The organism is Sphingomonas anseongensis (genome assembly GCF_023516495.1).
GTDB lineage: Bacteria > Pseudomonadota > Alphaproteobacteria > Sphingomonadales > Sphingomonadaceae > Sphingomicrobium > Sphingomicrobium anseongensis.
In genome coordinates this window covers 1,573,596-1,600,094 of record NZ_JAMGBC010000001.1, presented here as the reverse complement: position 1 = coordinate 1,600,094, position 26,499 = coordinate 1,573,596, and the positions used below count along the sequence as shown (strand labels likewise).

The window sequence follows — 26,499 nt, the reverse complement described above, 5'->3', positions numbered from 1 at the left end:
ATGACGCAATGATCCCGCTTCCGCCGAATGACACCGCAGTCGCCCAGATCGCCGATATCATCCAGTCGGCGCTGGGACCCGTCTTCCTGCTCGCGGGAATCGGCGCCTTTCTCAACGTGTGCGCCGGCCGACTGTCGCGGATCGTCGACCGGGCGCGGCAGATCGAGCCGCTGCTGCTCAAGAGCCGAGGCAGCGAGCACGACCGCTATTTGCGCGAGATCCGCGTTCTCGACCGGCGAATGGCGCTGGTCGGCCGGGCGATCTGGCTGGCGGTGTTCGCGGCGATGCTCATCTGCCTCGTCGTGATCCTCCTGTTCGCGGGAACGCTGGTGAGGGGGCATTTTGGAACGGCAATCGCAATCTTGTTCATGACCTGCATGGCTTTGCTCGGAAGCGGCTTCGCGCTGTTCCTCGTGGAAACGCAGGTCGGCTCGCGCGCCGTTCGAGTCCGGAACGCGCTGCTCGAGCATGAGGCCGAGGAGCAATCCTAGGCCTCGACAGCCTGATTGGCCGCTCCTATCGCCCTGCAATCCAACAAGGAGTGATTGCGTCCATGAACCGCGACTGCGTGCAAAGCTCGTCCGTCCTCGACCGAGTGCTGGTTCTGGAGATGGTGCGGGTCACCGAGGCCGCGGCGATCGCGGCATCGAAGTGGATCGGCCGCGGAGACAATGATTCCGCCGACGCGGCAGCAGTGGAAGCGATGCGGACCGAGCTCAATAAGCTGCCGATGGACGGCACCGTCGTCATCGGCGAGGGCGAGCGCGACGAGGCCCCGATGCTCTACATCGGTGAAAAGGTCGGCTCCGCCCAGGGCAGCGGCCCGAAGATAGACATCGCGCTGGATCCGCTCGAAGGCACGAGCCTGACAGCCAAAGCAGGCCCGAGTGCATTGGCCGTCCTCGCCATCGCCGAGAGCGGCTGCCTGTTGAACGCTCCCGACGTATATATGGAGAAACTGGCCATCGGCCCAGGCTACGCGGAAGGGGTGGTCGGCCTCGACAAGTCGCCTGCAGACAATGTCCGTTCGCTCGCAAAAGCGAAGGGCGTGGAGGCATACGAGATCATTGCCTGCGTGCTCGACCGTCCGCGCCACGACAAGATGATCGCCGAGCTTCGCGAGGTCGGCTGTGGGATCAAGCTGATCCCCGACGGCGACGTCGCCGGCGTGATGGCCACGGCCGATCCCGATACCGACATCGACATCTACATGGGCAGCGGTGGCGCACCGGAAGGGGTCCTCGCCGCGGCGGCTCTGCGCTGCGTCGGTGGGCAGATATTCGGCAAGCTGCTGTTCCGCAACGACGACGAGGTCGGCCGCGCCCGCGGGTGGGGTATCGACGACCTCGACCGGGTCTACAGCGTCACCGAGATGGCCCGCGGCGACTGCATCTTCGCTGCGACCGGAGTCACCCACGGATCGCTTCTGAAGGGAGTGAGCAGGCGCAAGGAATGCGTAACGACGGAGAGCCTGGTGATGCGGGCGAGCTCCGGCACGGTTCGCCGCGTCTATGCCGAACATTACAAGCTAGGAAGCCGCCGAAGCCTCTAGGACGGCGGGCAAGCTTGCCCTAGAATCCCGAATGTGGGGTTCGCTCTCAACATCGAAAAATCTGTTACCGGCCAGCCATGGAAGTGGCGCGGCGGGCGTGAGGGCGGCATGGATTCGCTGGTCGACGAGCTGCTCCTGGCCCGCGGCGTCGACCCGGGCGATCTTCCCCGCCATCGCGACCCGAGGATCCGCGACTTCCTCCCCGACCCTGCGGCCTTCCAGGACATGGACAAGGGCGCGAAGCGGCTCGCCGATGCCATTCAGGCCGGCGAGACGACCGCCGTCTTCGGCGACTATGACGTCGATGGCGCGACCAGCGCCGCGGTCCTGACGCTTCTGCTGCGCCGGCTGGGAGCCGAGCCGATCGTCTACATCCCCGACCGCCTGATGGAGGGCTACGGGCCGTCAGGAGCGGCGCTTGTGGAGCTGAAAGGCCGCGGCGCTTCGCTGGCGATCACGGTGGATTGCGGGGCGCAGGCGTTCGAGGCGCTCGAGCAGGCAAAGGCCGCCGGCCTCGACGTGATCGTCGTCGATCATCACCAGTGCGCGACGCTTCTCCCGGTCGCCTTTGCACTCATCAATCCCAACCGATTGGACGAGGGCGAAGTCGGCGGAGCCCACGGCCACCTCGCTGCGGTCGGCATGGCGTTCCTTCTCGGGGTGGCGCTTCTACGCGAGCTCCGCGGGCGCGGTTTTTTCGCTGAGAAGGAAGAACCGAAAATCCTCGACCTTCTCGACCTGGTCGCGCTCGGGACCGTCGCAGACGTCGCCAAGCTTCACGGCCTCAACCGAGCGTTCGTCACGCAGGGGTTGAAGGTGATGTCCGCGCGCCAAAACGTCGGGCTTTCCGCGCTCGCCGAAGCGGCGCGGCTGGTCAAAGCGCCGAGTTGCCGCGACTTGGGCTTCGCCCTCGGCCCAAGGATCAATGCCGGCGGCCGTGTCGGCAAGTCGGACCTGGGCGTTCGCCTGCTGACCTCCACCGACCCCGAGGAGGCGCGCACGATCGCCGCCGAGCTCGATCGCCTCAACGAGGAGCGCCGAGCGATTGAACTGACCGTTTGCGAGCAGGCGGAGGAGCAGGCAGCGAAGCTCGGTGACGTTGCCGTCCTCACGGTGATGAGCCCCGGCTGGCATCAGGGCGTGATCGGCATCGTTGCAGGCCGGCTGAAGGAACGGTTCGGACGGCCCGCGATCGTCATCGCCGAATGCGAGGACGGCACGGGCAAAGGATCGGGCCGCTCGATTTCGGGCGTCGATCTCGGTGCAGCGGTGCTCGCGGCGAAGGAAAGCGGGCTGCTGATCGCCGGGGGCGGCCATGCGATGGCGGCGGGTCTCACTCTGCCCGAAGGCGGGCTCGAACCCTTGCGCGAATTCCTCAACGACCGGCTGGCCGGGGACATCGAAAGGTCGCGCGATAGCCGGACATTCCTGGTCGATGCGGTGCTCGCTCCGGGAGGAGTTGCGGGAGGCTTATGCGATTCGCTGGACCAGGCGGGGCCTTACGGCGCCGGCTGGCCGAGCCCGAAGATCGTCTGCGGCCCGGCGCGGCTGCTTCGCACGGGCGTTGTCGGCGATGGCCATGTCCGCGGCATCGCGAGCGGCGACGACGGTAAGAGTTTCAAGTGGATCGCGTTCCGCTCCGCGCAGACGGAGCTTGGCCAGGCGCTGCTCTCCTCGACGGGCGACAGGCGCTGGTGGCTGGCGGGAAGCATCCGCCGCGACGAGTGGACCGGCGGCGATGCCGCGGAGATGCACCTCGAGGATGCCGCGCTCGCTTGACCCTACGGGAGCGCTCGCCTAACTCGCGGCGGCTTTTCCGGCCCCATCGTCTAGCGGTCTAGGACGTCGCCCTTTCACGGCGAAAACACGGGTTCGAGTCCCGTTGGGGTCACCAGCTTTCGACCACCCAGGGGATGGCCGTAGAAGCTGGTCACAAAATGGTGACGGCGCCACTCACACCATCGTGAACCAGGCTACGGCGATGCTCGCCACTAGAACGAGCGTGCTCGCGATCAGCGAAATGGCCGCGGATCGCCCCTTCGCCTTCGCGTAGACCAAGGTCACGCCAATCTTCACCCACATGTTTGCCACAATCGTTCCGGCAAGCGCGATCGCCGCGAGGTTCGCCGAGATGGACTGGGGAGGAAGACTTCCCGCGGTAACGATCGCCACGTCTACGTTCGCGCTTCCAGAAATCAGCAGCAGGAGCGCAATCCCCTGCTGTCCGAACCTACCCTCAGCCCAGGTAACGGCGACGGCCATAATGGCGACAAAGGCAACAAAGCCCAGCGCCGGAAGAAGCGCGACCGGGTTGCCTGGCGCAGTCGGAGAGTCGGAGCGCGGAGACTCGCGGTACAACCACCATCCCGCTCCTGCTCCGACCAGGATCGCTGGGAACGTGATGATCGCGAACGGTATGGCGATACGGGTGGCCAGGATTGCCACCAGTAACAGGACGCGCACGTACATGACGGCGGTCGCCAAGGCGATTCCAGCGGGCTCCGCGCCCGGGGTTTTCGCCCTCCCGAGACGTTCTGACAAGGACTGGGTGACGGCGGTCGAACTGTAGAGTCCGCCGATGACTGCCGTCGCAATGGTGCCGTGGCGCTCTCCAAACAGGCGGTTGGCGACGTATCCGAGAAACGAAAATCCGGTGACAATGATGACGACCAGCCAAAGCTGCTGGGGATTCCACGCGCCTAGCGGGCCGTAACGACCATTGGGCAGAAACGGCAGGACGGCGCCAGCGACCACTGCATATTGGGCAAGCGCCTTGACGTCTTCCTCATCGAGCCGATTGAGGATCCCGTGCGTTTCCCGCTTGGCCGACAGGATCAGAGTCACGATGGTCGCGCCCGCAATGGCGAGGGCGGGATTGCCGCTCCCAGCAAGGAAGCCGAGGCCAATGGTGGCCATTGCCGCGATGGGCGTCGTTGCGTCGGGTCTCTCCGACAGGTCCGGCCTGTGCGCGTACCCGACTGACAATATCGCTGCCGCGCCGGTGACAATGGCCGCGCCGGCGAAGCCTTGGCCAAGAGCGGCTATTAGTCCCGCAATTCCGGAGGCCAGTCCGACCAATGTGAACGTGCGCACCCCGGCGATCCGCGTTCCGGATTTCAGGCGGCGAAGATCGAATCCGCGCTCGATTCCGATCAGTAGTCCGCAGGCGAGCGCAGTCGCGACCGACAGCGCCTGCCAGTACCAGCCGCCGTTCAGCGCAATCTCTCCGAGTGCCAGCGAAGGTGTTCGGCCATGAACGTCGAAATGAAATAATAGCTGTGGTCGTATCCCGGCTGCCTCCGCAGCGTCAGCGGGATGCCCGCGTCGACACAAGCCTGCTCCAGGAGGTCGGGGCGAAGCTGGCTGTCGAGGAAGGGGTCGTCGGTCCCGACGTCGACCAGCAAATCCGATACTCTCGCTCCGTCCTCGATGAGCGCGACGGCGTCATGCGGACGCCAGGCCGCTTCGTCACTCCCGAGGTAGCCGCCGAGCGCCTTCGTCCCCCAGGCCACCTGGCTCGGAGCGACGATCGGGGCGAAGGCGGAAACGCTCCGGAAGCGGCCGAGATTGCGAAGCGCGACCGTCAGCGCGCCGTGGCCGCCCATGGAATGGCCGGTGATTCCCTGGCGCCCCATGTCCGCTGGAAATTCGCTGGCGACGAGCGCCGGAAGCTCCTCGGTCACGTAGCTCCACATCCGGTAGTGCCGGGCGAATGGCTCTTCGGTCGCATCGACGTAGAAGCCCGCGCCGAGGCCGAAGTCCCAGCCGCCGCTGGAGTCCGTCGGCACGTTCTCGCCGCGTGGGCTCGTGTCCGGAGCAACGAAAATCAACCCCAGCTCGGCGCAGGCGGCGCGATACTCGCCCTTCTCGGTGACGTTCATCGGGCTGCAGGTCAGGCCGGAGAGGAACCAGACGACCGGGAGCTTCCCGCCCGCTTCCGCCTGCGGGGGCAGGAAGATCGAAAATCGCATCTCGGTCGACGTCGACTCGGATGCGTGGCTGACGACGAGCTGCCGCCCGCCGTGCGCCCTGTTCTCCGAGGCGATCTCGATCGTCACTGCGCGGGCCGATACAGGCCGCACAGCTTGTTGCCGTCCGGATCGCGCAGATAGGCGAGGTAGAGCTTGCCGAAGTCGAGCTCACGATAGCCGGGCGGGTCCTCGATCGACGTCCCGCCGGCGGCGACGCCCGCGCTGTGCCATGCGTCCACTTCTTCGGGGCTGTCGAAGTTGAAGCCGACGGTACCCCCGTTTGCGCAGCAAGCCGGCTGCCCGTCGATCGGTTCCGTCACCATGAAGACCGCGCCGTTCCTGCGATAGGCGAGCCGCCGCTTCGCGTCCTGGTACCCCTCCTTGCCGAACAAGGCGTCGTAGAAGCGCTTCGATCGGTCGATGTCGTTGGACCCGACCATCACGTGGCTGAACATAGTTTCCCCTCCTAGTAGACGACGACGGACCGGATGCTCTCGCCGGAACGCATCAGGTCGAACCCCTTGTTGATCTCGTCGAGTGTCAGGACGTGCGTGATCATCGGGTCGATGGCGATGGTGCCGTCCATGTACATGTCGACGATCTTCGGGACGTCCGTGCGGCCCTTGGCTCCGCCGAAGGCCGTCCCGCGCCAGTTGCGGCCCGTGACCAGCTGGAAGGGGCGGGTCGAGATTTCCTTTCCCGCTTCGGCGACCCCGATGATGATGCTCGTCCCCCAGCCGCGGTGGCAGCACTCCAGGGCGGTCCGCATCACCTCGGTATTGCCGGTGCAGTCGAAGCTGTAGTCCGCGCCGCCGTCCGTGACCTCCGTGATTTCAGCGATGGTCGCGGCGCGATCCTTGCCCCTGGCGTCGATGAAGTCGGTCATCCCGAACCTGCGGCCCCAGTCTTCCTTTGCGGGATTGATATCGACACCAACGATGCGATTGGCGCCCGCCATCTTCGCGCCTTGGATAACGTTGAGCCCGATCCCGCCGAGCCCGAAAACGACGACATTGTCGCAGGGCTGAACCTTGGCGGTGTTGATGACTGCGCCGACGCCCGTGGTCACTCCGCAGCCGATGTAGCAGCTCGTCTGGAACGGAGCGTCCTCACGGATCTTGGCGACCGCGATCTCGGGAAGAACGGTGAAGTTGGAGAAGGTGGAGCACCCCATGTAATGGAAGATGGTCTCGCCCTTGTAGCTGAAGCGGGACGTCCCGTCGGGCATCAGGCCCTTGCCCTGGGTGGCGCGGATCGCGGTGCACAAATTGGTCTTGCCGCTGAGGCACGACTTACACTTGCCGCATTCGGGCGTGTACAAGGGGATCACGTGATCGCCCGGCTTCACGCTGGTGACTCCTTCGCCGATGTCGCGGACGATACCGGCGCCCTCATGCCCCAGGATCGATGGGAAGATCCCTTCGCTGTCCAGGCCGTCGAGCGTGTAGGCATCGGTGTGGCAGATACCCGTCGCCATGATCTCGACCAGCACTTCGCCCGCCTTGGGACCTTCGAGGTCGACCTCCACGATCTCGAGCGGCTTCTTCGCCTCGAAGGCGACTGCTGCGCGCGTCTTCATGCGTCTTTCTCCGTGAGGAACTTCCTGATCCAGTCGCCGACGTTCGCTGTGTCGTTCGGCCCATCGAGCGACGCAATTGCTGCATCAGGATTGTTCACCCGATCATAGCGTTGCTCGATCAGCGCCTTGGCGAACTCGGGCGAGAATTCCGGGTGGAACTGGAAGGAGATCGCCGGCCTGTCGGTCCATGCGAGGCCAGCGTAAGGCGTGAAGTCGGAACAGGCTGTCACCCTGGTGGCGGGCGGCGGCGCGATCACCTGGTCCTGGTGCGAGGCCGGAATGGCGATTGTCTGCTCGCCGTTCATCCATCTCGTTCGGTGAACGACGTCGTAATTGTGTAGCCCGGCGCCCCACCCCTTCTCGGATTTCTCGACATGACCGCCCAGGGCTTCCGCCATCACCTGGTGGCCAAAGCAGACGCCCACCATCTTCGCTCCGTCGGCCGAGCGAATGAAATCCATCAGCGGAGCGATCCAGGGCAACGGGTCGTACACGCCCGCCGGGGAGCCGGTGATCAGGAACGCGTCGTGCCCGTTCGATCGAGGAGGCAGGTTTCCGGCCTGCACATCGAACGTGTCGATCTCAAAGCCGTCGCCGAGCAACCCGGCGAACATCGCCGGATAATCGCCGAACCTGGCTTCGAGGTCTCCGGGCGGCGTCCCGGTTTCGAGGATTGCGAGCTTCATCGGCGCTGCCTTGCCACCGGATTGCCGTTCGGCCAATGCTTCAATTGAAGAGGGGCTGTGATGTCGGACAGAGCGCTCGAAGGCCGCCATGCGCTGATCACCGGAGGAGGCACCGGGATTGGCGCCGCCGCAGCGATCGAGCTCGGCAATGCCGGAGCGAAGCTGTCGCTGCTGGGGCGGCGAATGGCGCCGATCCAGCACACGGCCGTCCGCACCGGCGGCACCGCGTTCCAGTGCGACGTGACCGAGGCCGGAGCGATCGAGCAAGCGTTCGACGAGGCTCGAGCCGCCAACGGGCCGATCGACCTTCTGGTGGTCAACGCCGGGATCGCCGAGAGCGCGCCGTTCCACAAGATGACCCGCGAGAGCTGGGACCGGATCATCGGGACCAACCTGACGGCGGCGTTCGAGTGCGCGCGAGCAGCTATCGGCGACCTGCTGAAGAGCGAGAATGGGCGGCTGGTCTTTATTGCGTCGGTCGCGTCGATCCGCGGCGTTCCCTACGCCGCGCATTATGCAGCATCGAAGCATGGCCTGCTCGGCCTGTCGCGATCGCTCGCCGCCGAATATGCCAAAACCAACCTTACGGTGAATGCCGTTTGCCCGGGATATGTCGACACCCCAATGACGGACCAATCGGTTGCTCGAGTGTCCGAGATCACCGGCCGCAGCGAAGAGGATTCGCGCGGGGCCATCACCAACATGAATGCGAGCGGCCGACTGGTCGATCCGGACGCGATCGCCAAGATCATCCTGATGCTGTGCCTGCCTCTTTCCCGCGACATCAACGGCGCGGCGATCACCATCGACGGCGGCACCAGCGCATGAGCTTCGACCCGGCCAGTTACTCGCCGACCCATTTCCTTTGGGACTTTGCCGACGGCGTGGCGACGATCACCCTCAACCGGCCCGAGCGGAAGAACCCGCTCACCTTCGAAAGCTATGACGAGCTTCGCAAGACCTTCTGGTCGCTGGACGAAACCTATGCCGTTAAGGCCGTCGTCCTCACCGGGGCCGGCGGCAATTTCTGCTCGGGCGGCGACGTCCACGAGATCATCGGTCCGCTGACGAAGATGGATTCGAATGGGTTGCTGGAGTTCACCCGGATGACCGGCGACCTCGTGCGGGCGATGCGCGCCTGCCCGCAACCGATCGTAGCGGCCGTCGAGGGTGTGTGCGCCGGCGCCGGAGCGATCCTTGCTATGGCCAGCGATCTTCGGATCGCGGCGCCCACCGCAAAGACCGCCTTCCTGTTCACCCGAGTCGGCCTGTCGGGCGCAGACATGGGCGCCTGTGCGATCCTTCCGCGGATCATCGGCCACGGCCGTGCGGCGGAGCTTCTGTTTACCGGGCGGAACATGACGGCGGACGAGGGTTTCGCCTGGGGCTTCTGGAACCGGCTCAGCGACAGCGTCCTTGCCGATGCGCAGGCGCTCGCCAGCGACCTCGCGGCCGGCCCGAACGTTGCCCATGCTGTGACCAAGAAGCAGCTCGACGCCGAATGGCATGTGCCGGTTGAAAAAGCGCTTCAGATGGAAGCTGAAGCCCAGGCCCTGTGCATGGAAACCAAGGACTTCCACCGAGCATATGAGGCCTTCGCCGCCAAGCAGAAGCCGGTGTTCCAGGGCGACTGATGGCCGACCGAAGCTTTCTCTCCTGGCCCTTCTTCGAGCCGAAGCACCGGGAGCTGGCGGCAAAGCTCCAAGGCTGGTGCGAATCCAGGCTGCCCAAGTCGAGCGGCGATCTCGACGCCGACTGCGGCGCTCTGGTCGCGGCGCTCGGCTCGGCCGGATTCCTCAAGCTCTGCGTCGCGGACGGTGATCGCCGCCCGGATGTTCGCAGCCTCGCGATCGCTCGCGAGACGCTCGCTTATCATAGCGGCCTCGCCGACTTCGCGTTTGCCATGCAGGGTCTGGGATCGGGCGCGATCAGCCTGTTCGGGACCGTCGAACAGAAGCGTGAGTGGCTTCCGCGAGTGGCTTCGGGCGGCGCGATTGCCGCCTTCGCGATGACGGAGCCCGAATGCGGTTCCGACGCCGCCAACATCCAGACCTCGGCGATGCGCGAGGGCAACGAGTGGGTGCTGGTCGGCGAGAAGACCTACATCTCGAACGGCGGGATCGCGGATTTCTACCTGACCTTTGCGCGGACAGGCGAAGGCGAAGGGGCGCGCGGCCTTTCGGCGTTCATCGTTCCCGCCGACGCGGTCGAGGTCGCCGAGCGGATCGAGGTGATCGCACCGCACCCGCTCGCCCGGCTGAAGTACGACAATGTCCGGCTTCCGGCTGACGCGATCATCGGCGAGCCAGGCCAGGGCTTCCGAATTGGAATGGAGACCCTGAACCTGTTCCGGGTCACCGTGGGGGCTGCTGCTCTGGGATTCGCCCGCCGAGCGCTGGACGAGGCCCTGGCCTTCGCTTGCGAGCGCCGGCTCGGAAGCGGAACGCTCGCGGACAATTCGGTCACCCAGGAAAAGCTCGCCGACATGGCGCTTGCGGTCGATGCGTCGGCCCTGCTCATCTACCGCGCCGCATGGCAGCAGGATGTCGGCGGCACCGACAACCGGCGCGCGGCGGCGATGGCCAAGCTGCACGCGACCGAAAGCGCCCAGAAAGTGATCGACGCCGCGGTGCAAATGCACGGCGGCGCGGGAGTCACCAGGGGGGTGAAGGTCGAGGAACTTTATCGCGATATTCGCGCGCTGCGGATCTACGAAGGGGCGAGCGAAGTGCAGCGCCAGATCATCGCGCGCGACTTGCTGAAGGGGGCCAGCTCATGAAGATCCTGCAACCGGCCGGGTGGCCCCGGCCAAAGGGCTATTCGAACGGCATCAGCGCCAGCGGGCGGATGATCTTCACCGCCGGCATCGTCGGCTGGGACGAACGCGAGATGTTTCCTGAATACACACTCCACGGCCAGTTCGCCCAGGCGCTGAGGAACACGCTCGCGATCCTCGCCGAAGACGGCGCGGGCCCGGAGCATATCGTCCGAATGACCTGCTACATCATCGACCGCTCGGAATATCTTCGCGAACGCGACGACATCGGGGCCGTGTGGCGTGAGATCATGGGCAAGACCTACCCGGCGATGGCTTTGGTCGAGGTGAAGGGCCTGATCGAAGCGGCGGCGAAGATCGAGATCGAAACGACGGCGGTGGTGGAGGAATGACCAGCGCAGGCGCGGATCGCTTCACCGGCGGCTGCCTGTGCGGCGACGTGCGCTTCGTTGCATCGGGCCGGCCCTACCGAGTCGGCGTTTGCCATTGCCTCGATTGTCGCAAGCATCACGGCGCTCTCTTTTTTGCCGCTGCAATCTTCCCGCAGGACGCCGTGGCCATCGAAGGTGAGGTGGGCGATTATCGCGGACGGTCTTTCTGCCCGCGCTGCGGCTCCTCGGTCTTCGCTCGCCATGGCGATGAGATCGAAGTGCATCTGGGATCGCTCGACGCCCCGGACCAGATGACACCGACCTATGAATGCTGGACCATCCGCCGCGAGTCATGGCTACCGGCTTTTCCCACCAGCAAGCAATTCGACCGCGACCGCGAGGGCGCCGGTCGCTCCGAGGATTGATGTACGACTCCTTCGTTCGTGACCGATTGCCGCCGCCGGAGCTGCTTCCGGAGTTCCGCTTCGACCTGCCGGAGGTGCGCTATCCTGAGCGGCTGAATTCGGCGGCGGAGCTTTTAAAGGGCGGAGGGGCCGAGACGCTGGCCGTCATCAACGATCACGGGCGCTGGACCTATTCCGAGCTGGACAATTTCAGCGGACGGATCGCCGGGCTGCTGGTCGAGGAAGAGGGGCTGAAACCCGGGAACCGGGTGCTTCTTCGCGGGCCCAACGGCTACACGATGTTCGCCGCCTGGCTCGGTATCCTGAAGGCGGGCGGGGTCGTTGTCGCGACCATGCCGCTGCTTCGGCCGGGCGAGATCGCTACCGTGATCGAGCGCGCTCAGATCAGTCACGCGATCGTCGACAGCCGCTTCATCGGCGACTTCCGCGACGCCGTCGACCAGACCCATTTCGTCAAGCACATCGTCAAATATGACGGCGACTACGGCAAGGGCGAGCTGGAGACCCGCTGCGCCTCGCTTGAGCCGCTGGCGCCGGCCGACACCGGCCGCGATGACCCGTGCATCATCGCTTTCACGAGCGGGACGACGGGCGTGCCAAAGGGATGCGTGCAGTTCCACCGCGACGTCCTCGCGCCGTGCGACACCTTCGCCAAGCATCTCGTCGATCCGAAGCCCGGCGACGTGTTCCTGACCAGCGCGCCGATGGCCTTCACTTTCGGGCTCGGCATCACGCCGATGTTTCCCTGGCGCTTCGGCGCGGCGGCGGCGACGATTGAACAGGGCGGTCCGGATAAGCTGCTGGATGCCATTTCGAAGTTTGGGGTGACGCACCTCGGGACTGCGCCCACCGCATACAAAGCGATGCTGTCGCAGCCGGCGCTCGATGAGGCGCTGAAGACTCTGCGCTACTGCATTTCAGCCGGCGAGCACCTCCCCGAAGCGACGTGGCGGGCGTGGAAGGAGCGTACCGGAATCGCGATCACCGACGGCATCGGCTCGACCGAGATGATGCACATCTTCGTCTCCGCTGCCGGCGAAGGCATCTGCCCGGGCGCGACCGGTAAGGCGGTGCCAGGGTACGAAGCGACCGTGCTCGACGCGGATGGCGAGCCTCTGAACGAGGGCGTCGGCCGCCTGGCGATCAAGGGCCCGACCGGCTGCCGCTACATCGATGACCCGCGCCAGCGCGACTATGTCGTCAATGGCTGGAACGTCACTGGCGACACCTACCGCAAGGACGCCGACGGATACTATTGGTACCTCGCGCGGAGCGACGATATGATCGTCAGCTCGGGCTACAATATCGGCGCTCCCGAAGTGGAGAATGCGTTGCTGTCGCACCCCGCGGTCGCCGAATGCGCGGTGATCGGAGTCCCCTGTCCCCAGCGCGGCCAGAAGGTTAAGGCGTTCGTGGTGCTCGCGGCGGATGCGCAGTCGTCAGAGGAGCTGGTCGCGGAGCTGCAGGCGCACGTGAAGGCCGAGATCGCCCCCTACAAATATCCGCGCGAGATCGAGTTCGTCGACGCCCTGCCGAAGACTGCTACGGGGAAGCTTAGGCGGAGTGAGTTGAGAACGCGCTGAGGGGCTACTTCCGACGCGCGAGACAGATGATTGTGTAAATCGCCGTCAGCAAACCCAGGATTGTCTCGACGATGCCAACGAGGACGAACCCTTGCGCATTTTGTAGGTCATTCGGCGCGAGCGCTATCCAAGCGCCAGCGGTCAATGCGATCCAGAAGAGAAAAGCAAAGGGGACGCTCTGCAAGGAGAAGAGGCGGACCGGAGGTTCTCCAGGACGCAGCCGCTTAAACGCTGTGACCGACATAGCCAAGAAAGCCGCGAGCGACAGTAGTTGGTTCGCGCTCACTCAAACTCAACGATGACCTGATTGACCGCGAGGCTGTCGCCGGCCATGGCCGGGGTCGCCTTGACCGTCGCCGCCTTGGGCGCTCGGAGGATATTCTCCATCTTCATCGCTTCCATCACCGCGACCGGCTGGCCCGGCTCGACCTTGTCGCCGACCGCGACGTCGAGCTTCGTGAGCAGCCCCGGCATCGGCGCGAGCAAAAGCCGCGACAGGTCCGGCGCCGGCTTTTCGATCATGTGCTTCGAAAGCTCGGCGACGTGCGGCGGAAGCACCTGGACCCTGTGGCTCGCGCCGCGAGTGTTGAGCGTCCAGCCGCGGCCGTTCTTCATCACCTTCACGGTGCGCATCCGGCCGTCGATGCTTGCGGACAACAGCCGTTGTCCCGGGGACCAGCGAGCGATCACGTCGATCAGCTCGCCGCCGTTCACGACCGCGAGCGTCCCGCCCTCATAGGGCTTGATCCGCACCTTGTGCTGATCGCCGTCGACGATGACAACCCGCTCGGAGGGCGGCACGACCGGTGGGCCAAGCTGATGGTCGACACCCGCGGCGCGTTCATCGCTGATCGCCCCGATCATTCCGCCGATCACCGCAATGTCGGACAGCAGTTCCGCGTTCGCCGGAGCGCCGGTGAATCCTTCCGGATATTCCTCGGCGATGAAGTTGGTGGTGATGTCGCCCGACCGATAGCGCGGGTGCTGCATCAGCGCCGTGAGAAAGTCGACATTGTCGCCGATGCCGTCGAGCTCGAACGCGTCGAGCGCCGCGATCTGCGCGTCGATGGCGGCTTCGCGGTTTGGTCCCCAGGTGATCAGCTTGGCAACCATCGGGTCGTAGAACATGCTGATCTCGGAGCCTTCGGTGACCCCGTCGTCGACGCGGACCCTGATGTCGCCGTCCGCGCGGGCAGGCCGCGTGTAGCGGGTCAGTCGCCCGGTGCTGGGAAGGAACCCGCGGTACGGGTCCTCGGCATAGACTCGCGTTTCCACAGCCCAGCCGTCGAGCTTCACGTCGTCCTGGCTGAAGGCGAGCTTCTCGCCGGCCGCGACGCGGATCATCTGCTCGACCAGGTCGAGGCCAGTCACTTCCTCGGTCACCGGATGCTCGACCTGGAGTCGGGTGTTCATCTCCAGGAAGTAGAAGCTCTTGCCGGTCGGGTCGGCGCCGGAGACGATCAGCTCGACCGTGCCCGCCGAGTAATATCCGACAGCCTTGGCGAGGGCGACCGCCTGTTCGCCCATCGCCCGGCGCATTTCGGGCGTGACGAACGGCGACGGCGCTTCCTCGACCACCTTCTGATGGCGGCGCTGAATCGAGCATTCGCGCTCGCCCAGATAGAGGACGTTGCCGTGCTGGTCGCCGAGCACCTGGATCTCGATATGACGCGGCTGCTCGATGAACTTCTCGATGAACACGCGGTCGTCGCCGAAGCTGTTGAGCCCCTCGCGCTTCACGCTGTCGAAGCCTTCGCGGACGTCGGTCTCGTTCCAGGCGAGCCGCATGCCCTTGCCGCCGCCGCCGGCCGACGCCTTCATCATCACCGGATAGCCGATGTCCTTGGCGATCTTCAGCGCGTCCTTGGTGGTGGTGATGTCGTCGAGATAGCCGGGGACGATGTTGACGCCCGCATCTCTAGCCAGCTTCTTCGACTCGATCTTGTCGCCCATCGCGGCAATGGCCTTGGGCGGGGGGCCGATGAAGGTGATCCCGGCTTTCTTGAGCGCCTTGGCGAAGCTCTCGCGTTCCGAAAGGAAGCCGTAGCCCGGATGCACCGCCTCGGCGCCCGTCGCCTTGCACGCGTCGATGATCAGCTCGGCCTTGAGGTAGGATTCGGATGCTGGCGGCGGGCCGATCCGCACCGCCTCGTCCGCCATCAGCACGTGCGGCGCGCGAGCGTCGGCATCGGAATAAACGGCGACCGTCTTGATGCCCATGCGCTTCGCCGTGCGCATCACCCGGCACGCAATCTCGCCGCGGTTGGCGATCAGGATCTTTGAGAACATTGGACCTCGAAACCGAACTCGGGTGGCGGCGCCTCTGCCGGCGGCAGAAGGAACTGCAGAGCCTGCGGCGTCAACTGCTGGTAAATCGTCGAATGGGCAAGGTCGTTGCGCACGTTGAAGCACCAGCCGCGGGCTTTTGCCTTCAACGCGGCGGCAACGCGGTCGTCGGCGGCGCGCATCTCGGCCCCTTCGTCGGCGACGGCGAAATAGAGACGCCGGCCTTCCTGCCGCGAGCCAAGCGTCGGGGCTACGCGCTTCGACAGCGCCTCCTTGTCCCACCACAGGCTGGGGCTGATCGCGCCATAGGCGTCGAACAGGCCCGGCTCGTCGGCATAGGTTTCGAGGATGAACAAGCCAGCGAGCGACTCGCCGATGACCGCGTCATAGCCGTTGGTGCGGTAGGATCGCTCTACCAGCGGCTTGACCTCGTCGCGGATGAAGGCGCGGAACTTAGCCGACGATCCGGCCGTCGGATATTTCTTCAGCAGCTCCGGATCGTGCGTGACTCCGGTCAGTTCGCGTCGACGGTCCTTGGTCGCGATGCCGACCAATATCGCTTCGCTCGAGCGGCCCCAGGCGGAGTTGAGCTGGAGCACTCCGGCGACGTGGAGCAGGTCCTGATCGACCCCGCCGTCGATCAGGTAGAGTACCGGAAAGCGCTTCACCGTTTCCTTCCAATAGCTCGCCGGAAGAACGACGTTGATCGTGCGGTCTTCGCCGAGCGCGCTCGATTTCAGATGCAGCGAATTGCCGATGACGATCGGCTCCGGCGGCGTCGCCGGCTGCGACTGCGCGGAACCTGCTATGCAGAGTGCAAGGAGCGCAATCGCGATCCGGTTCATACCGGCTTCTTAGCCAGGTAGACGCCGACCGCCATTACGACCAGCCCGATACCGCGCTGCATGGTCAGCGTAGATTTCACCGCTCCGAACAGGCCGAAATGATCGATGATCGCGGCGGCGACTAGCTGGCCCAGCAGGACGAAGAAGATCGCGTTGCCGACACCGATCTTCGGCGCCGACCAGGTCACGGACAGGACGTAGAAAACGACGCCGAGCGCCGCGAGATAATACCAGGGGGAAAGGCCCGTGAAGACTCCGCGCGACGGCAGCCCGACGAACGCGAGGACCAGCGCGGTCATCACCAGGCCGACCGCGAACAGGATCACGCTCGCCGTGACGGGACTCTGGATGTGCGTGCCGAGCCCAGCGTTGAGCGCGGCCGTGACGGGAATGCCCATGCCGACGACGATCATCATCAATGCGATGGCCGTGAAGCTCGCACCGGCGGACGGATTCATTCGGCTGCCTCGTCGCGATTGGCGGTCAGGATTTTACTGAACATGTTTAAATCTGAGCCAGACCAGCGGTGGGATAGCAACAACACCTATCCACCAGACCACGCCGGCAATGTCAGCAACGGCAGGCGAGACGGCGAACAGCGACCAGACGAGCATGACGCCAAAGAACCACCAAGCGAACCAAACCAACAAAGTTACTGCAGCAGTGACGGCGATGCGCTTCGTCACTCCGCCGCCTCATCCAGCGGCGGGCGGTTGTGGCCGAGCAGGCGAAGCACTTCGTCGGCGGCGTCGGCGAGGTTGGTACCGGGGCCGAAGATCGCTTGGACACCCGCGGCTCGAAGCGCGGCATAATCCTGCGGCGGGATGACCCCGCCCGCGACCACCTTGATGTCGGCGCGGCCCATCTCCTTGAGCGCCTCGATCATCTCCGGGATGAGGGTCCGGTGGCCAGCGGCGAGCGAGCTCGCGCCCACGACGTCGACGTCCTTCGCGACCGCCATCTCGGCGGTTTCGCGTGGGGTCTGGAACAGTGGACCTGGGATCACATCGAAGCCCAAATCGGTAAAGGCCGAGGAGACGAGGTTCGCGCCTCGATCATGCCCGTCCTGCCCCATCTTGGCGACGAGAATTCGCGGGCGTCGGCCGAGGCGCTGAGCGACCGATTGCGTCCCCTGCTCGGCGGCCTTCCAACGCGCGTCGCCGCGCGCCTTGCCGTAGATCCCGCGCACCGGCTCGGGCACCGTATCGTAGCGGCCGAACGCGCGCTCCAGCGCATCGGAAATCTCGCCCAGAGTGGCCCGCGCCCGCGCCGCCTCGACGCTGAGCGCCAGCAAATTCCCATCGCCCCTCGCGCCGGCTTCGAGCGCATCCAGCGCCGCGCGAACCTGGCCCTCATCGCGGTTCGCGCGCACCTTCTCCAGCCGCGCGATCTGGCCGGCGCGCACCTTCGCATTGTCGACCTCGAGGATGTCGTGCTCGGGCTCGTTTTCCGGCTGGTAACGGTTGACGCCAACGATCACCGTCTCGCCCGTATCGACCTTCGCCGCGCGCGCTGCTGCGGCCTCCTCGATGCGATGCTTCGGCAGGCCTTCCGCGACCGCCTTGGTCATCCCGCCATGCGCCTCGACCTCCTCGATCAAAGCCCAGGCTTTTTCCTCGAGCTCTCGAGTCAGCTTCTCGACGTACCAGCTTCCGCCGAGCGGGTCGGCGACCGCTGTCACGCCGCTCTCCTCGGCGAGGATCAGCTGCGTGTTGCGGGCGATCCGCGCGCTGAAATCGGTCGGCAGCGCGATGGCTTCGTCAAAGCTGTTGGTGTGCAGCGACTGCGTGCCGCCGAGCACGGCCGCCAGCGCCTCGATCGTAGTCCGCACGATGTTGTTGTACGCGTCCTGCTCGGTCAGGCTCACGCCCGATGTCTGGCAATGCGTCCGGAGCATCTTCGACCGGTCGGTCTTGGCTCCAAGGTCCGTCATGATCCGGTGCCAGAGCGTCCGCGCGGCGCGCAGCTTCGCGACCTCCATGAATAGGTTCATTCCGATGCCGAAAAAGAAGCTCAGCCGGCCCGCGAATTCGTCGATCTCCAGGCCCTGCGACTGCGCGACACGGACATATTCCATGCCGTCGGCCAGCGTGTAGGCAAGCTCCTGCACCGCCGTCGCCCCGGCCTCGTGCATGTGATAGCCGCTGATCGAGATCGAATTGAACTTCGGCATCTCGCGGGCGCAATAAGCGATCACGTCGGCGACGATCCGCATGCTTGGCTCGGGCGGGTAGATGTAGGTGTTGCGGACCGCGAACTCCTTCAAAATGTCGTTCTGGATCGTGCCGTTGAGCTTGTCGTGGGGGACGCCCTGTTCCTCGCCGGCGACGATGAAGAAGGCCATGATGGGAAGCACCGCGCCGTTCATGGTCATCGACACGCTCATCGTGTCGAGCGGGATTCCGTCGAACAGCAGCTTCATGTCCTCGACGCTATCGATTGCGACGCCCGCCATTCCGACATCGCCGGCGACGCGCGGATTGTCGCTGTCGTAGCCGCGGTGGGTGGCGAGATCGAAGGCGACGCTGAGGCCCTTCTGTCCGGCCTTCAGGTTGCGGCGATAGAAGGCGTTCGATTCTTCCGCGGTCGAGAACCCCGCATATTGGCGGATCGTCCAAGGCCGGCCGGCGTACATCGTCGCATAAGGGCCGCGCGTATAAGGCGGCTGCCCGGGCAGGCCGCTATCGATCCCCGCGGAATCCTCAGGCCGGTAGACCGCTTTGAGGCGAATGCCTTCGGGCGTGTCGCGGGTGGTATCGTCTGCCATCGGCCGCTGGCTCTAGCAGGGCATTTTGCATTTCGGGAGTGGGTGAGGCACGCCGGCGTCCCCGAGTCCCCGCGTGGAGTTCCTGGCATGAAGCACGCAATCCTCCTTCCCGGCCTGCTGGCCGCAACGTTCCCGGCTCTCGCTACAGCGCCGCAAGTCGATCCCGTCGTCGCTCAGGCCGCACCTTTCATCGACCGCGCCAACTCGGAATGGGGCACGGCGGTAGTGTCGGGCGATCCGGATGCGCTGAGCGCTCCTTATGCGGAGGACGGGATCTTCATCGGCCCGGACGGGAAGGTGACCGTCGGCAAGGCAGCGATCCGGGCGATGTACGCCGCGCGTCCGAAGAGCGCGCGGATTCTGGAAGCATCGGCGAGAAGCGACGGCCGCGTCGCCGCCGATGCCGATGACGTCTACGAATGGGGATCGGCCTCGGCGACCGTGAAAACCGATGCGGGCGTGACGAAGAAGTCGCTTGGCCGTTTTCTCACGGTCTGGCATCGGCAGGCATCCGTCTGGCTGATCACCCGCAACATCGCATTCTGAGGAAGCCTGGGAAGGGCTCGAGCGTTTAACCCGCAGAGGAGAAACGCCATGCCTGCCAAATCGAAAGCGCAGCAAAAGGCCGCCGGTGCCGCTTTGTCGGCGAAGCGCGGCGATACGCCCAAGAGCGAACTGAAGGGCGCGTCGAAGTCGATGATGTCGATGAGCGAAAAAGAGCTCCACAAGATGGCGTCGACCAAGCGCAAGGGTAAGCCCGAGCACGCCAGCTAGGTGCTGGTCTCCATCGATGGAAAGGCCCGCCGTACCACTGATGGGCGGCGGGCCTTTCCATCGTGGCGCGCCCGGCTAGAACGCTTGGATGGCAAGCGGTCCGGACGAGGTTCAGAGCCGAGAGAAACTCGCTGGGATCTTCCTGATGGCAGCGGCGGCGGCGGCTCTGCTGATCGCCAACAGCGGCCTTGCCGGTCCCTATCACTCGCTGCTCGAAACGAGGCTCGGACCCGCGCTTCCGCGTCTTGGCGTCCTCTCGCTTCACGAATGGATCGCCGACGGATTAATGGCCGTTTTCTTCCTGCTCGTCGGGCTGGAGGTGAAGCGCGAGTGGTATGACGGGCGCTTGTCGACCGCGGCCGAGCGACGTCTGCCGATCATAGCGGCCGCGGCGGGAATGGCGGTCCCAGCGATGGTTTATCTCGCGGTCACCGGGGCCGATCCGGCGGTGATCCGCGGCTGGGCGATACCGTCGGCGACCGACATTGCGTTCGCGGTCGGAATCCTGGCTCTGCTGGGCAAGAGCGCCAACCCCTCGCTGAAGCTCGTCCTCGTCGCAATCGCAGTCATCGACGACATCGGTGCGGTGATCATCATCGCACTCGTCTACACCGCGAGTCTCGATGCCTTCGCCATCGCGGCAGCCGTCGCAATCGTCGGGCTGATGGCGATGATGAACCTGCTCGGAGTGCGTCGCCTTTTTCCCTATATGATCGCGTTCGTAGCGCTGTGGGTCGCGATGCTCGCAAGCGGCGTGCATGCGACCATCTCGGGCGTGCTTGCCGCGCTGACGATTCCTCTCGGCCGAGGCGAGGAGCAGTCGCCGCTCAAGCGTCTCGAACATGCGATTCACCCATGGGTGATGCTTGGGATCATGCCGCTCTTCGGACTCGCCAGCGCCGGCGTCCACATAGGCGGCTTCGGCGAGGTGCTGCAGCCCGTGCCGCTGGCCATTATCGCCGGCCTTTTCATCGGCAAGCAGGCCGGCGTTTTCGGCTCGATCTGGCTGATGGTGAGGCTCGGGATCGCGACTCGCAAGCCCTCGACACCGTGGATCCAGATTTACGGTGCGGCGCTTTTGACCGGCGTAGGCTTCACCATGAGCCTGTTCATCGGAGCGCTTGCGTTCAACGATCCCGACCTCGTCGATTCGGCCAGGCTGGGCACGATCGTCGGGTCGCTCCTCGCCGGGCTGGCAGGATGGGCAGTCCTCTACTTCTCCAAGCCGTTCGTCGCCGAGGACGACCGCGCAGAAGCGCGAGAGATTTTCGCAGGGGATTTCGAGGGCGGGACGCAGGGTGAGGCGGGCTGATGCGATGCTTCTGGGATGAGCGGCAGCGGGCGCATGTTCCGCAGGGAGAATTCTTCAATGGGAAGATGCACGCCGCGGCGGAGCATCGCGGGCGCATCGACGCGATGCTGGACGCCATCGGCGCAACCGAATTGCCTGACGATCGCGGAATTGAGCCGCTGCAGCGCGTACATTCGGCGGATTACCTCGACTTCCTCCGGTCAGCTCATGAGCAGTGGGTGACGGCCGGCCGCGAAGGCGACGCCTTCCCGTACAGCTTCCCGATCGTGCGCCGCCGGCCGCAGGCGTTCGACAGGATCGACGCATCGCTCGGCTATTACGGGTTCGATACGTCGTCGCCCATCGGGCCGGGGACGTGGGAGGCCGCTTACTGGAGCGCGCAGACCGCGCTCGCCGCGCTTCATGCTACGCTCGACGAGGGCGGCGCCTTCGGCCTGTGCCGGCCACCGGGCCACCACTCCGGGTCGGATTATTTCGGCGGCTATTGTTACCTGAACAATGCGGCAATCGCCGCCGAAGCCGCGCTTGCGAGCGGCCGCGAGCGCGTCGCAATCCTCGATGTGGACTATCACCATGGCAACGGGACGCAGGACATCTTCTACTCGCGCTCCGACGTCTTCTTCGCCTCGATCCACGCTGACCCAGCGACCGATTATCCCTTCTTCTGGGGTCGCGCCGACGAAACTGGAGAGGGTGACGGGGCGGGCGCCAATCTCAATCTTCCGCTGGTACGCGGGACCCGCTGGCCGGAGTACGAACGGGCACTCGGCACAGCGCTCGATGGGCTAGGCAATTCAGCGCCCGACCTTCTGATCGTGTCGTTCGGAGCCGACACGTGGGGCGGCGATCCGATCAGCCATTTCCAGCTCGAAACCGCCGATTACCGATCGATTTCCACCCGGATCGCGAGCGCCGGTCTGCCGACGCTAGTGCTGATGGAAGGCGGCTATGCGGTCGAGGCACTCGGCGCCAACGTCGCCGAATTCCTGAGCGGTTTTTAAAGCTTTTCGGTCAGCTCCGGGACGATCTTGAACAGATCGCCGACCAGGCCGATGTCCGCCACCTGGAAGATCGGGGCTTCCTCGTCCTTGTTGATGGCAACGATGACCTTCGAATCCTTCATTCCTGCGAGGTGCTGGATCGCGCCTGAAATGCCGATGGCGATGTAGACTTCGGGGGCGACGATCTTGCCGGTCTGGCCGACCTGGTAGTCGTTGGGGGCATAGCCCGCGTCGACCGCGGCGCGGCTTGCTCCCACCGCCGCGCCGAGCTTGTCGGCGAGCGGGTCGAGGAGCTTGTGGAAGTCGCCGCTCGATCCGAACGCTCGGCCGCCCGAGACGATGACCTTGGCGCTGGTCAGTTCCGGCCGCTCGCTCTCGGATGCCTCGAGACCGACGAAGCTGCTGAGGCCCGCGGGCTGCCCGCCGTCGACCTTCTCGACGCTTGCACTTCCGCCCTCGCGCGCCGCCTTTTCGAACGCCGTCGTTCGGACGGTGATCACCTTCTTGGCATCGCTCGACTTGACCGTCGCAATGGCGTTGCCTGCGTAGATCGGGCGAGTGAAGGTGTCGGGCCCTTCGACGGAGAGGATGTCGGTGATCTGCATCACGTCGAGCAATGCAGCGACACGCGGCGCGATGTTCTTGCCCGTCGTCGTCGCGGGGACCACGAACGCGTCATAGCCCGCGATCAGCTTTGCAGCGACCGGCGCCACTTCCTCGGGAAGCTCGTGATCGAGGTGAGCGGCATCGGCGAGGAGAACCTTGGACACGCCGGCGATCTTCCCCGCTTCGTCGGCCACCGAGGCGACGTTGGCCCCGACGACCAACGCATGGACTTCGCCAAGCTTCGAGGCCGCGGTGACGGTGGCGAGGGTCGCGTCGCGGACGCTTTTTCCGTCATGCTCGACGAGTACGAGTACGCTCATTTCGCAATCCCCATGCCCTTGAGGCGCTCGACAAGCTCGTCGACCGACCCGACCTTGATTCCCGCCTGGCGCTTGGGCGGCTCGGCTACCTTCAGGACTTCCAGCCGCCGCCCGATGTCGACTCCAAGCTCGTCCGGAGTCTTGGTCGCAAGCGGCTTAGACTTGGCCTTCATGATGTTGGGCAGCGACGCGTAGCGCGGCTCGTTGAGACGGAGGTCGGTGGTGACGACCGCAGGCACCTTCAGCTCCTCGGTCTCGAGCCCGCCGTCGACTTCGCGGGTGACCTTCACCTTGCCATCGCCGGCCTCGACCTTCGACGCGAATGTGCCCTGCGGCCAGCCGAGCAATGCGGCCAGCATCTGGCCGGTCGCATTATTGTCGTCGTCGATTGCCTGCTTGCCCAGAACGATCATCTCGGGCTTTTCCTCCTCGGCGATCTTCGCGAGGATCTTGGCGACTCCGAGCGGCTCCACCTCTTCGTCGGTCTGCACGAGGATCGCGCGATCGGCCCCCATCGCCAGCGCGGTTCTCAATGTCTCCTGCGCCTTCGCCGGACCGATCGACACCGCAACAATCTCGGTGGCGACACCCTTTTCCTTCAGCCGGATGGCTTCCTCGACGGCGATCTCGTCGAACGGGTTCATGCTCATCTTGACGTTGGCGAGGTCTACTCCGGAGCCGTCCATCTTGACCCGCGGCTTCACGTTGAAGTCGATCACGCGCTTGACCGCGACGAGAAGTTTCATGCCATCATCCTTCCATCCCACTCGGCATAATCCGCGATCAGCCCGGGGAACTCGTTTTCCTTGGGAAAGCCTTCGTAAGAGCGAACTGCTCCGGACGTTGCGCCCGGCATGGCCTCGGCCAGGAACATCTCGACGTAAGGCCTGTGCTTCTTCGCGTCGTCGAACATTGACGAGCGCACGTTGACGAAGCCCTCGATTTCCTTGGCGGTCGTGAACATCCAGCTCATGCACTCGGGGCAGAACTGATGGTCCGGACCGGCCTTCAGGCCGCCGCGAACCGTTCTGCCATCGGTCACCGTAAAGCGGTCCGCCGGATAGAAGCTGCTCAGGGAGAATGCTCCTCCCGTCATTCGCTGGCAGCCTGTGCAATGGCAAGCCATCGTGATGAGCGGAGCGCCCGATGCCTGGATACGGACGGCGCCGCATCGGCACTGGCCGGAATGCAAATCCCCACTCAAGCAGGGACCGCCTGCTTCACTTGCGCGACGACCTTGCGTGCGGCGTCGCCGAGGTCGTCAGCTGGGATGATTGCGAGCCCGCTGGACGCGAGGATGTCCTTGCCCTGCTGGACGTTCGTGCCTTCGAGGCGGACGACGAGCGGAACCTTGATGTCCATCTCGCGGGCGGCCGCGACGATACCCTCCGCAATGATGTCGCAGCGCATGATCCCGCCGAAGATGTTGACCAGGATGCCTTCGACCCGCGGATCGGACAGGATGATCTTGAAGGCAGCGGTGACCTTCTCCTTCGAAGCTCCGCCGCCGACGTCGAGGAAGTTGGCGGGCTCGGCACCGTTGAGCTTGATGATGTCCATCGTCGCCATCGCAAGGCCGGCGCCGTTGACCATGCAGCCGATGTTGCCGTCGAGCTTGATGTAGGCGAGGTCGTATTTCGACGCCTCGATCTCCATCGGATCCTCTTCGCTCAGGTCGCGAAGCTGCTCGAGGTCCGGGTGGCGGAACTCGGCGTTGTTGTCGAAGCCGACCTTGGCGTCGAGGACGAGGAGCTCGCCCTTGTCGGTGACCGCCAGCGGGTTGACCTCGATCTGTGAGGCGTCGGTGCCGAGGAAGGCCTCGTAGAGCTTGGCAAGAGTCTTGCCGCACTGCTTGGCGAGGTCGCCTGAAAGGCCCAGCGCGGCGGCGACCGCGCGTCCATGATGCGGCATCAGCCCGGTTGCTGGATCGACTGTAATCGTTCGGATCTTCTCGGGCGTTTCGTGAGCGACCGTCTCGATGTCCATTCCGCCTTCGGTCGAGGCGACGATGGCAATCCGGCCCGATTCCCGGTCGACCAGGAGGGCCAGGTAGAATTCCTTTTCGATATCGACGCCATCGGTGATGTAGAGCCGCTGGACCTGCTTTCCGGCCGGGCCGGTCTGAACGGTGACCAGGGTCTTGCCGAGCATCTCGGCGGAATGCTCGCGAACCTCGTCGATCGAATGAGCGAGGCGGACGCCGCCCTTAGAGCCTTCGGGAAGTTCCTTGAACTTGCCCTTGCCCCGGCCGCCGGCGTGGATTTGCGCCTTCACGACCCACAGGGGTCCGGGAAGCTTCTTCGCGGCTTCGACCGCCTCATCGACGCTCATCGCGGCATGGCCGGCGGGAACCGGCACCCCGAACTTCGCGAGCAGCTCTTTCGCCTGATATTCGTGGATGTTCATGGCGCTGGCCCTTAATCAGAAGCTTGCTGCGATGCAAAGTGACGAGCGACCTCTCCGCAAGATCATCCATGTCGACATGGACGCCTTCTACGCGTCGGTGGAGCAGCGCGATAATCCCGCGCTTCGCGGGCTCCCTGTCGCGGTAGGCGGAGGGCACCGGGGAGTCGTCGCGGCAGCAAGCTATGAGGCGCGGAAGTTCGGCATACGCTCGGCGATGCCGTCGGTCACCGCCAAGCGTAAATGCCCCGACCTCATCTTCGTGAAGCCGCGATTCGACGCCTATCGCGAAGTGTCGAACCAGATCCGCGCGATCTTCGCCGATTACACGGAGCTGGTGGAACCGTTGAGCCTGGACGAGGCCTATCTGGACGTGACCGAGGACCGCCGTGGCCTGGGCAGCGCACGCGCGGTCGCCGAGGACATCCGCCGCCGGATTCGCGAGGAGACGGCTCTGACCGCGTCCGCCGGCGTCTCCTATTGCAAGTTCATCGCCAAGCTCGCCTCCGACTATCGCAAGCCCGACGGGCTGACGGTGATCCGTCCAGAGCAGGGGGCGGAGTTTGTCGCTTCCCTCCCGGTCGCCCGCTTCCATGGCGTCGGGCCGGTGACCGCGAAGAAGATGGAGGCGCTGGGAATCTTGACCGGCGCGGACTTGCGGGCATGGAGCCTGCCCGAGCTCGAGGCGCGGTTCGGCAGCTCGGGATCCTGGTATCACCGGATCTGCCGCGGCATTGACGATCGGGAGGTGAAGGCGGACCGGCCGTACAAGTCGGTCAGCGCCGAACGGACCTTCGACGAAGATTTGAGTGAGCCGCAGAGGCTTTCCGTCGAGCTTGAGCGGGTCGCGGGTTACGCCTGGGCGCGGGTCGAGCGGGCGGAGGTCGTCGGACGGACCGTCACGCTCAAGGTCAAATATGGCGACTTCAGCCTGATTACCCGCTCGAAGAGCTTTCCGGACGGCGTGCCCGACCTCCCGAAATTCGCCGCGGCCGGGCAGTCGTTGCTCCAGTCGCTGCTGCCCGTTCCAAAGGGAATCCGGCTTCTGGGGCTTGGTCTCCACAATCTGGCGGACAGGTTCGATGAACCGCAGCAGCTCAGACTCGCAATTTAGGGTAAGTTCTGATATAAAATCGTAACAGAGGCCGCCGCGGTTCCGCAGCGGCCGACCACAGCAGGAACCTTAACAGGCGACGAGCCACGACCCATTGTTCCTAGGGGCAGGTGTCGTTTTGGGGGACG

At 65.0% G+C, this 26,499-nt stretch carries 28 protein-coding genes and 1 tRNA gene; 15 read left to right on the top strand and 14 right to left on the bottom strand.

Annotated elements, in window-relative coordinates; all coding sequences use genetic code 11:
- The first annotated feature begins 8 nt into the window (after positions 1-8).
- From LZ519_RS08240 to LZ519_RS08225, 4 genes are all read left to right on the top strand, one after another.
- Positions 9-491 carry a DUF2721 domain-containing protein gene (locus tag LZ519_RS08240; RefSeq protein WP_249868202.1) on the top strand — a complete coding sequence of 161 codons (483 nt, stop codon included), beginning with the start codon at positions 9-11 and terminating at the stop codon, positions 489-491.
- A 62-nt stretch (positions 492-553) separates the two neighbouring features.
- On the top strand, positions 554-1,552 hold the full coding sequence (gene glpX, locus LZ519_RS08235; protein ID WP_249868201.1) for a class II fructose-bisphosphatase: 999 nt from the start codon (positions 554-556) through the stop codon (positions 1,550-1,552).
- 33 nt (positions 1,553-1,585) lie between these two features.
- A complete protein-coding gene (recJ, locus tag LZ519_RS08230) occupies positions 1,586-3,331 on the top strand; it encodes a single-stranded-DNA-specific exonuclease RecJ (RefSeq protein WP_249868200.1) in 1,746 nt (581 codons plus the stop codon).
- A gap of 39 nt (positions 3,332-3,370) precedes the next feature.
- A tRNA-Glu gene (locus tag LZ519_RS08225) sits at positions 3,371-3,446 on the top strand.
- A gap of 59 nt (positions 3,447-3,505) precedes the next feature.
- Here LZ519_RS08225 and LZ519_RS08220 read toward each other — a convergent pair.
- From LZ519_RS08220 to LZ519_RS08200, 5 genes are read right to left on the bottom strand one after another with little or no spacing between them, the layout of a single operon-like run.
- Positions 3,506-4,741 (bottom strand): MgtC/SapB family protein, encoded by a 1,236-nt coding sequence (locus LZ519_RS08220; protein WP_283937470.1) that lies wholly within the window; start codon positions 4,739-4,741, stop codon positions 3,506-3,508.
- A gap of 23 nt (positions 4,742-4,764) precedes the next feature.
- Positions 4,765-5,610, bottom strand: a complete 846-nt coding sequence (gene fghA, locus LZ519_RS08215; RefSeq protein WP_249868199.1) for an S-formylglutathione hydrolase — start codon at positions 5,608-5,610, stop codon at positions 4,765-4,767.
- Positions 5,607-5,978, bottom strand: coding sequence for a VOC family protein (locus LZ519_RS08210; RefSeq protein ID WP_249868198.1), 372 nt, complete (start codon positions 5,976-5,978; stop codon positions 5,607-5,609). Before LZ519_RS08210 ends, fghA begins: the two co-directional genes overlap by 4 nt.
- Positions 5,979-5,989: 11 nt before the next feature.
- A complete protein-coding gene (locus LZ519_RS08205) occupies positions 5,990-7,102 on the bottom strand; it encodes an S-(hydroxymethyl)glutathione dehydrogenase/class III alcohol dehydrogenase (protein WP_249868197.1) in 1,113 nt (370 codons plus the stop codon).
- Positions 7,099-7,788 carry a type 1 glutamine amidotransferase gene (locus LZ519_RS08200; RefSeq protein WP_249868196.1) on the bottom strand — a complete coding sequence of 230 codons (690 nt, stop codon included), beginning with the start codon at positions 7,786-7,788 and terminating at the stop codon, positions 7,099-7,101. Before LZ519_RS08200 ends, LZ519_RS08205 begins: the two co-directional genes overlap by 4 nt.
- A 60-nt stretch (positions 7,789-7,848) precedes the next feature.
- On the opposite strand from LZ519_RS08200, the gene LZ519_RS08195 reads away from it, so the two are divergent.
- The 6 genes from LZ519_RS08195 to LZ519_RS08170 are packed head-to-tail and all read left to right on the top strand — an operon-like array spanning position 7,849 to position 12,943.
- Positions 7,849-8,616, top strand: a complete 768-nt coding sequence (locus tag LZ519_RS08195; RefSeq protein ID WP_249868195.1) for an SDR family NAD(P)-dependent oxidoreductase — start codon at positions 7,849-7,851, stop codon at positions 8,614-8,616.
- Complete coding sequence (locus LZ519_RS08190; protein ID WP_249868194.1) at positions 8,613-9,422, top strand: enoyl-CoA hydratase family protein; 810 nt, start codon at positions 8,613-8,615, stop codon at positions 9,420-9,422. The genes LZ519_RS08195 and LZ519_RS08190 overlap by 4 nt, the downstream gene beginning before the upstream one ends.
- Entirely contained in the window at positions 9,422-10,567 is a 1,146-nt protein-coding gene (locus LZ519_RS08185) for an acyl-CoA dehydrogenase family protein (protein ID WP_249868193.1), read from the top strand. Before LZ519_RS08190 ends, LZ519_RS08185 begins: the two co-directional genes overlap by 1 nt.
- A complete protein-coding gene (locus LZ519_RS08180) occupies positions 10,564-10,956 on the top strand; it encodes a RidA family protein (RefSeq protein WP_249868192.1) in 393 nt (130 codons plus the stop codon). Before LZ519_RS08185 ends, LZ519_RS08180 begins: the two co-directional genes overlap by 4 nt.
- Positions 10,953-11,360, top strand: coding sequence for a GFA family protein (locus tag LZ519_RS08175; protein WP_249868191.1), 408 nt, complete (start codon positions 10,953-10,955; stop codon positions 11,358-11,360). Before LZ519_RS08180 ends, LZ519_RS08175 begins: the two co-directional genes overlap by 4 nt.
- Complete coding sequence (locus LZ519_RS08170) at positions 11,360-12,943, top strand: AMP-binding protein (protein ID WP_249868190.1); 1,584 nt, start codon at positions 11,360-11,362, stop codon at positions 12,941-12,943. The genes LZ519_RS08175 and LZ519_RS08170 overlap by 1 nt, the downstream gene beginning before the upstream one ends.
- Before the next feature lie 282 nt (positions 12,944-13,225).
- Here the strand turns inward: LZ519_RS08170 and LZ519_RS08165 are convergent, their stop codons facing one another.
- Genes LZ519_RS08165 through scpA form a run of 5 tightly spaced genes read right to left on the bottom strand, consistent with a single transcriptional unit; the run spans position 13,226 to position 18,841 of the window.
- Positions 13,226-15,232 carry an acetyl-CoA carboxylase biotin carboxylase subunit gene (locus LZ519_RS08165; protein WP_249868189.1) on the bottom strand — a complete coding sequence of 669 codons (2,007 nt, stop codon included), beginning with the start codon at positions 15,230-15,232 and terminating at the stop codon, positions 13,226-13,228.
- Positions 15,214-16,074 carry an alpha/beta hydrolase gene (locus LZ519_RS08160; protein ID WP_249868188.1) on the bottom strand — a complete coding sequence of 287 codons (861 nt, stop codon included), beginning with the start codon at positions 16,072-16,074 and terminating at the stop codon, positions 15,214-15,216. Before LZ519_RS08160 ends, LZ519_RS08165 begins: the two co-directional genes overlap by 19 nt.
- Positions 16,071-16,532: a DMT family transporter gene (locus tag LZ519_RS08155; RefSeq protein WP_249868187.1), complete on the bottom strand. Its 462-nt coding sequence runs from the start codon at positions 16,530-16,532 to the stop codon at positions 16,071-16,073. The genes LZ519_RS08160 and LZ519_RS08155 overlap by 4 nt, the downstream gene beginning before the upstream one ends.
- Before the next feature lie 33 nt (positions 16,533-16,565).
- On the bottom strand, positions 16,566-16,760 hold the full coding sequence (locus LZ519_RS08150) for a hypothetical protein (RefSeq protein ID WP_249868186.1): 195 nt from the start codon (positions 16,758-16,760) through the stop codon (positions 16,566-16,568).
- Positions 16,757-18,841, bottom strand: coding sequence for a methylmalonyl-CoA mutase (scpA, locus tag LZ519_RS08145; protein ID WP_249868185.1), 2,085 nt, complete (start codon positions 18,839-18,841; stop codon positions 16,757-16,759). Before scpA ends, LZ519_RS08150 begins: the two co-directional genes overlap by 4 nt.
- An 87-nt stretch (positions 18,842-18,928) precedes the next feature.
- On the opposite strand from scpA, the gene LZ519_RS08140 reads away from it, so the two are divergent.
- The 4 genes from LZ519_RS08140 to LZ519_RS08125 all read left to right on the top strand — a co-directional run bounded on the left by LZ519_RS08140 (position 18,929) and on the right by LZ519_RS08125 (position 21,928).
- The gene (locus LZ519_RS08140; RefSeq protein ID WP_249868184.1) at positions 18,929-19,387 is read left to right on the top strand and encodes a YybH family protein; all 459 of its coding nucleotides are present in this window, start codon (positions 18,929-18,931) and stop codon (positions 19,385-19,387) included.
- A 48-nt stretch (positions 19,388-19,435) separates the two neighbouring features.
- Complete coding sequence (locus LZ519_RS08135) at positions 19,436-19,615, top strand: DUF3008 family protein (RefSeq protein ID WP_249868183.1); 180 nt, start codon at positions 19,436-19,438, stop codon at positions 19,613-19,615.
- A gap of 88 nt (positions 19,616-19,703) precedes the next feature.
- On the top strand, positions 19,704-20,927 hold the full coding sequence (nhaA, locus tag LZ519_RS08130) for a Na+/H+ antiporter NhaA (RefSeq protein WP_249868182.1): 1,224 nt from the start codon (positions 19,704-19,706) through the stop codon (positions 20,925-20,927).
- A complete protein-coding gene (locus tag LZ519_RS08125) occupies positions 20,927-21,928 on the top strand; it encodes a histone deacetylase family protein (protein WP_249868181.1) in 1,002 nt (333 codons plus the stop codon). Before nhaA ends, LZ519_RS08125 begins: the two co-directional genes overlap by 1 nt.
- Here LZ519_RS08125 and LZ519_RS08120 read toward each other — a convergent pair.
- From LZ519_RS08120 to sucC, 4 genes are read right to left on the bottom strand one after another with little or no spacing between them, the layout of a single operon-like run.
- Positions 21,925-22,854, bottom strand: coding sequence for an electron transfer flavoprotein subunit alpha/FixB family protein (locus LZ519_RS08120; protein WP_249868180.1), 930 nt, complete (start codon positions 22,852-22,854; stop codon positions 21,925-21,927). The two genes, LZ519_RS08125 and LZ519_RS08120, sit on opposite strands and share 4 nt — an antisense overlap.
- Positions 22,851-23,600, bottom strand: a complete 750-nt coding sequence (locus LZ519_RS08115; RefSeq protein WP_249868179.1) for an electron transfer flavoprotein subunit beta/FixA family protein — start codon at positions 23,598-23,600, stop codon at positions 22,851-22,853. Before LZ519_RS08115 ends, LZ519_RS08120 begins: the two co-directional genes overlap by 4 nt.
- Positions 23,597-24,046, bottom strand: a complete 450-nt coding sequence (locus LZ519_RS08110; protein ID WP_489146316.1) for a GFA family protein — start codon at positions 24,044-24,046, stop codon at positions 23,597-23,599. Before LZ519_RS08110 ends, LZ519_RS08115 begins: the two co-directional genes overlap by 4 nt.
- Positions 24,047-24,054: 8 nt before the next feature.
- On the bottom strand, positions 24,055-25,260 hold the full coding sequence (sucC, locus tag LZ519_RS08105) for an ADP-forming succinate--CoA ligase subunit beta (RefSeq protein WP_249868177.1): 1,206 nt from the start codon (positions 25,258-25,260) through the stop codon (positions 24,055-24,057).
- On the opposite strand from sucC, the gene dinB reads away from it, so the two are divergent.
- A complete protein-coding gene (gene dinB / locus LZ519_RS08100; protein ID WP_249868176.1) occupies positions 25,259-26,371 on the top strand; it encodes a DNA polymerase IV in 1,113 nt (370 codons plus the stop codon). The two genes, sucC and dinB, sit on opposite strands and share 2 nt — an antisense overlap.
- The last annotated feature ends 128 nt before the right edge of the window (positions 26,372-26,499 follow it).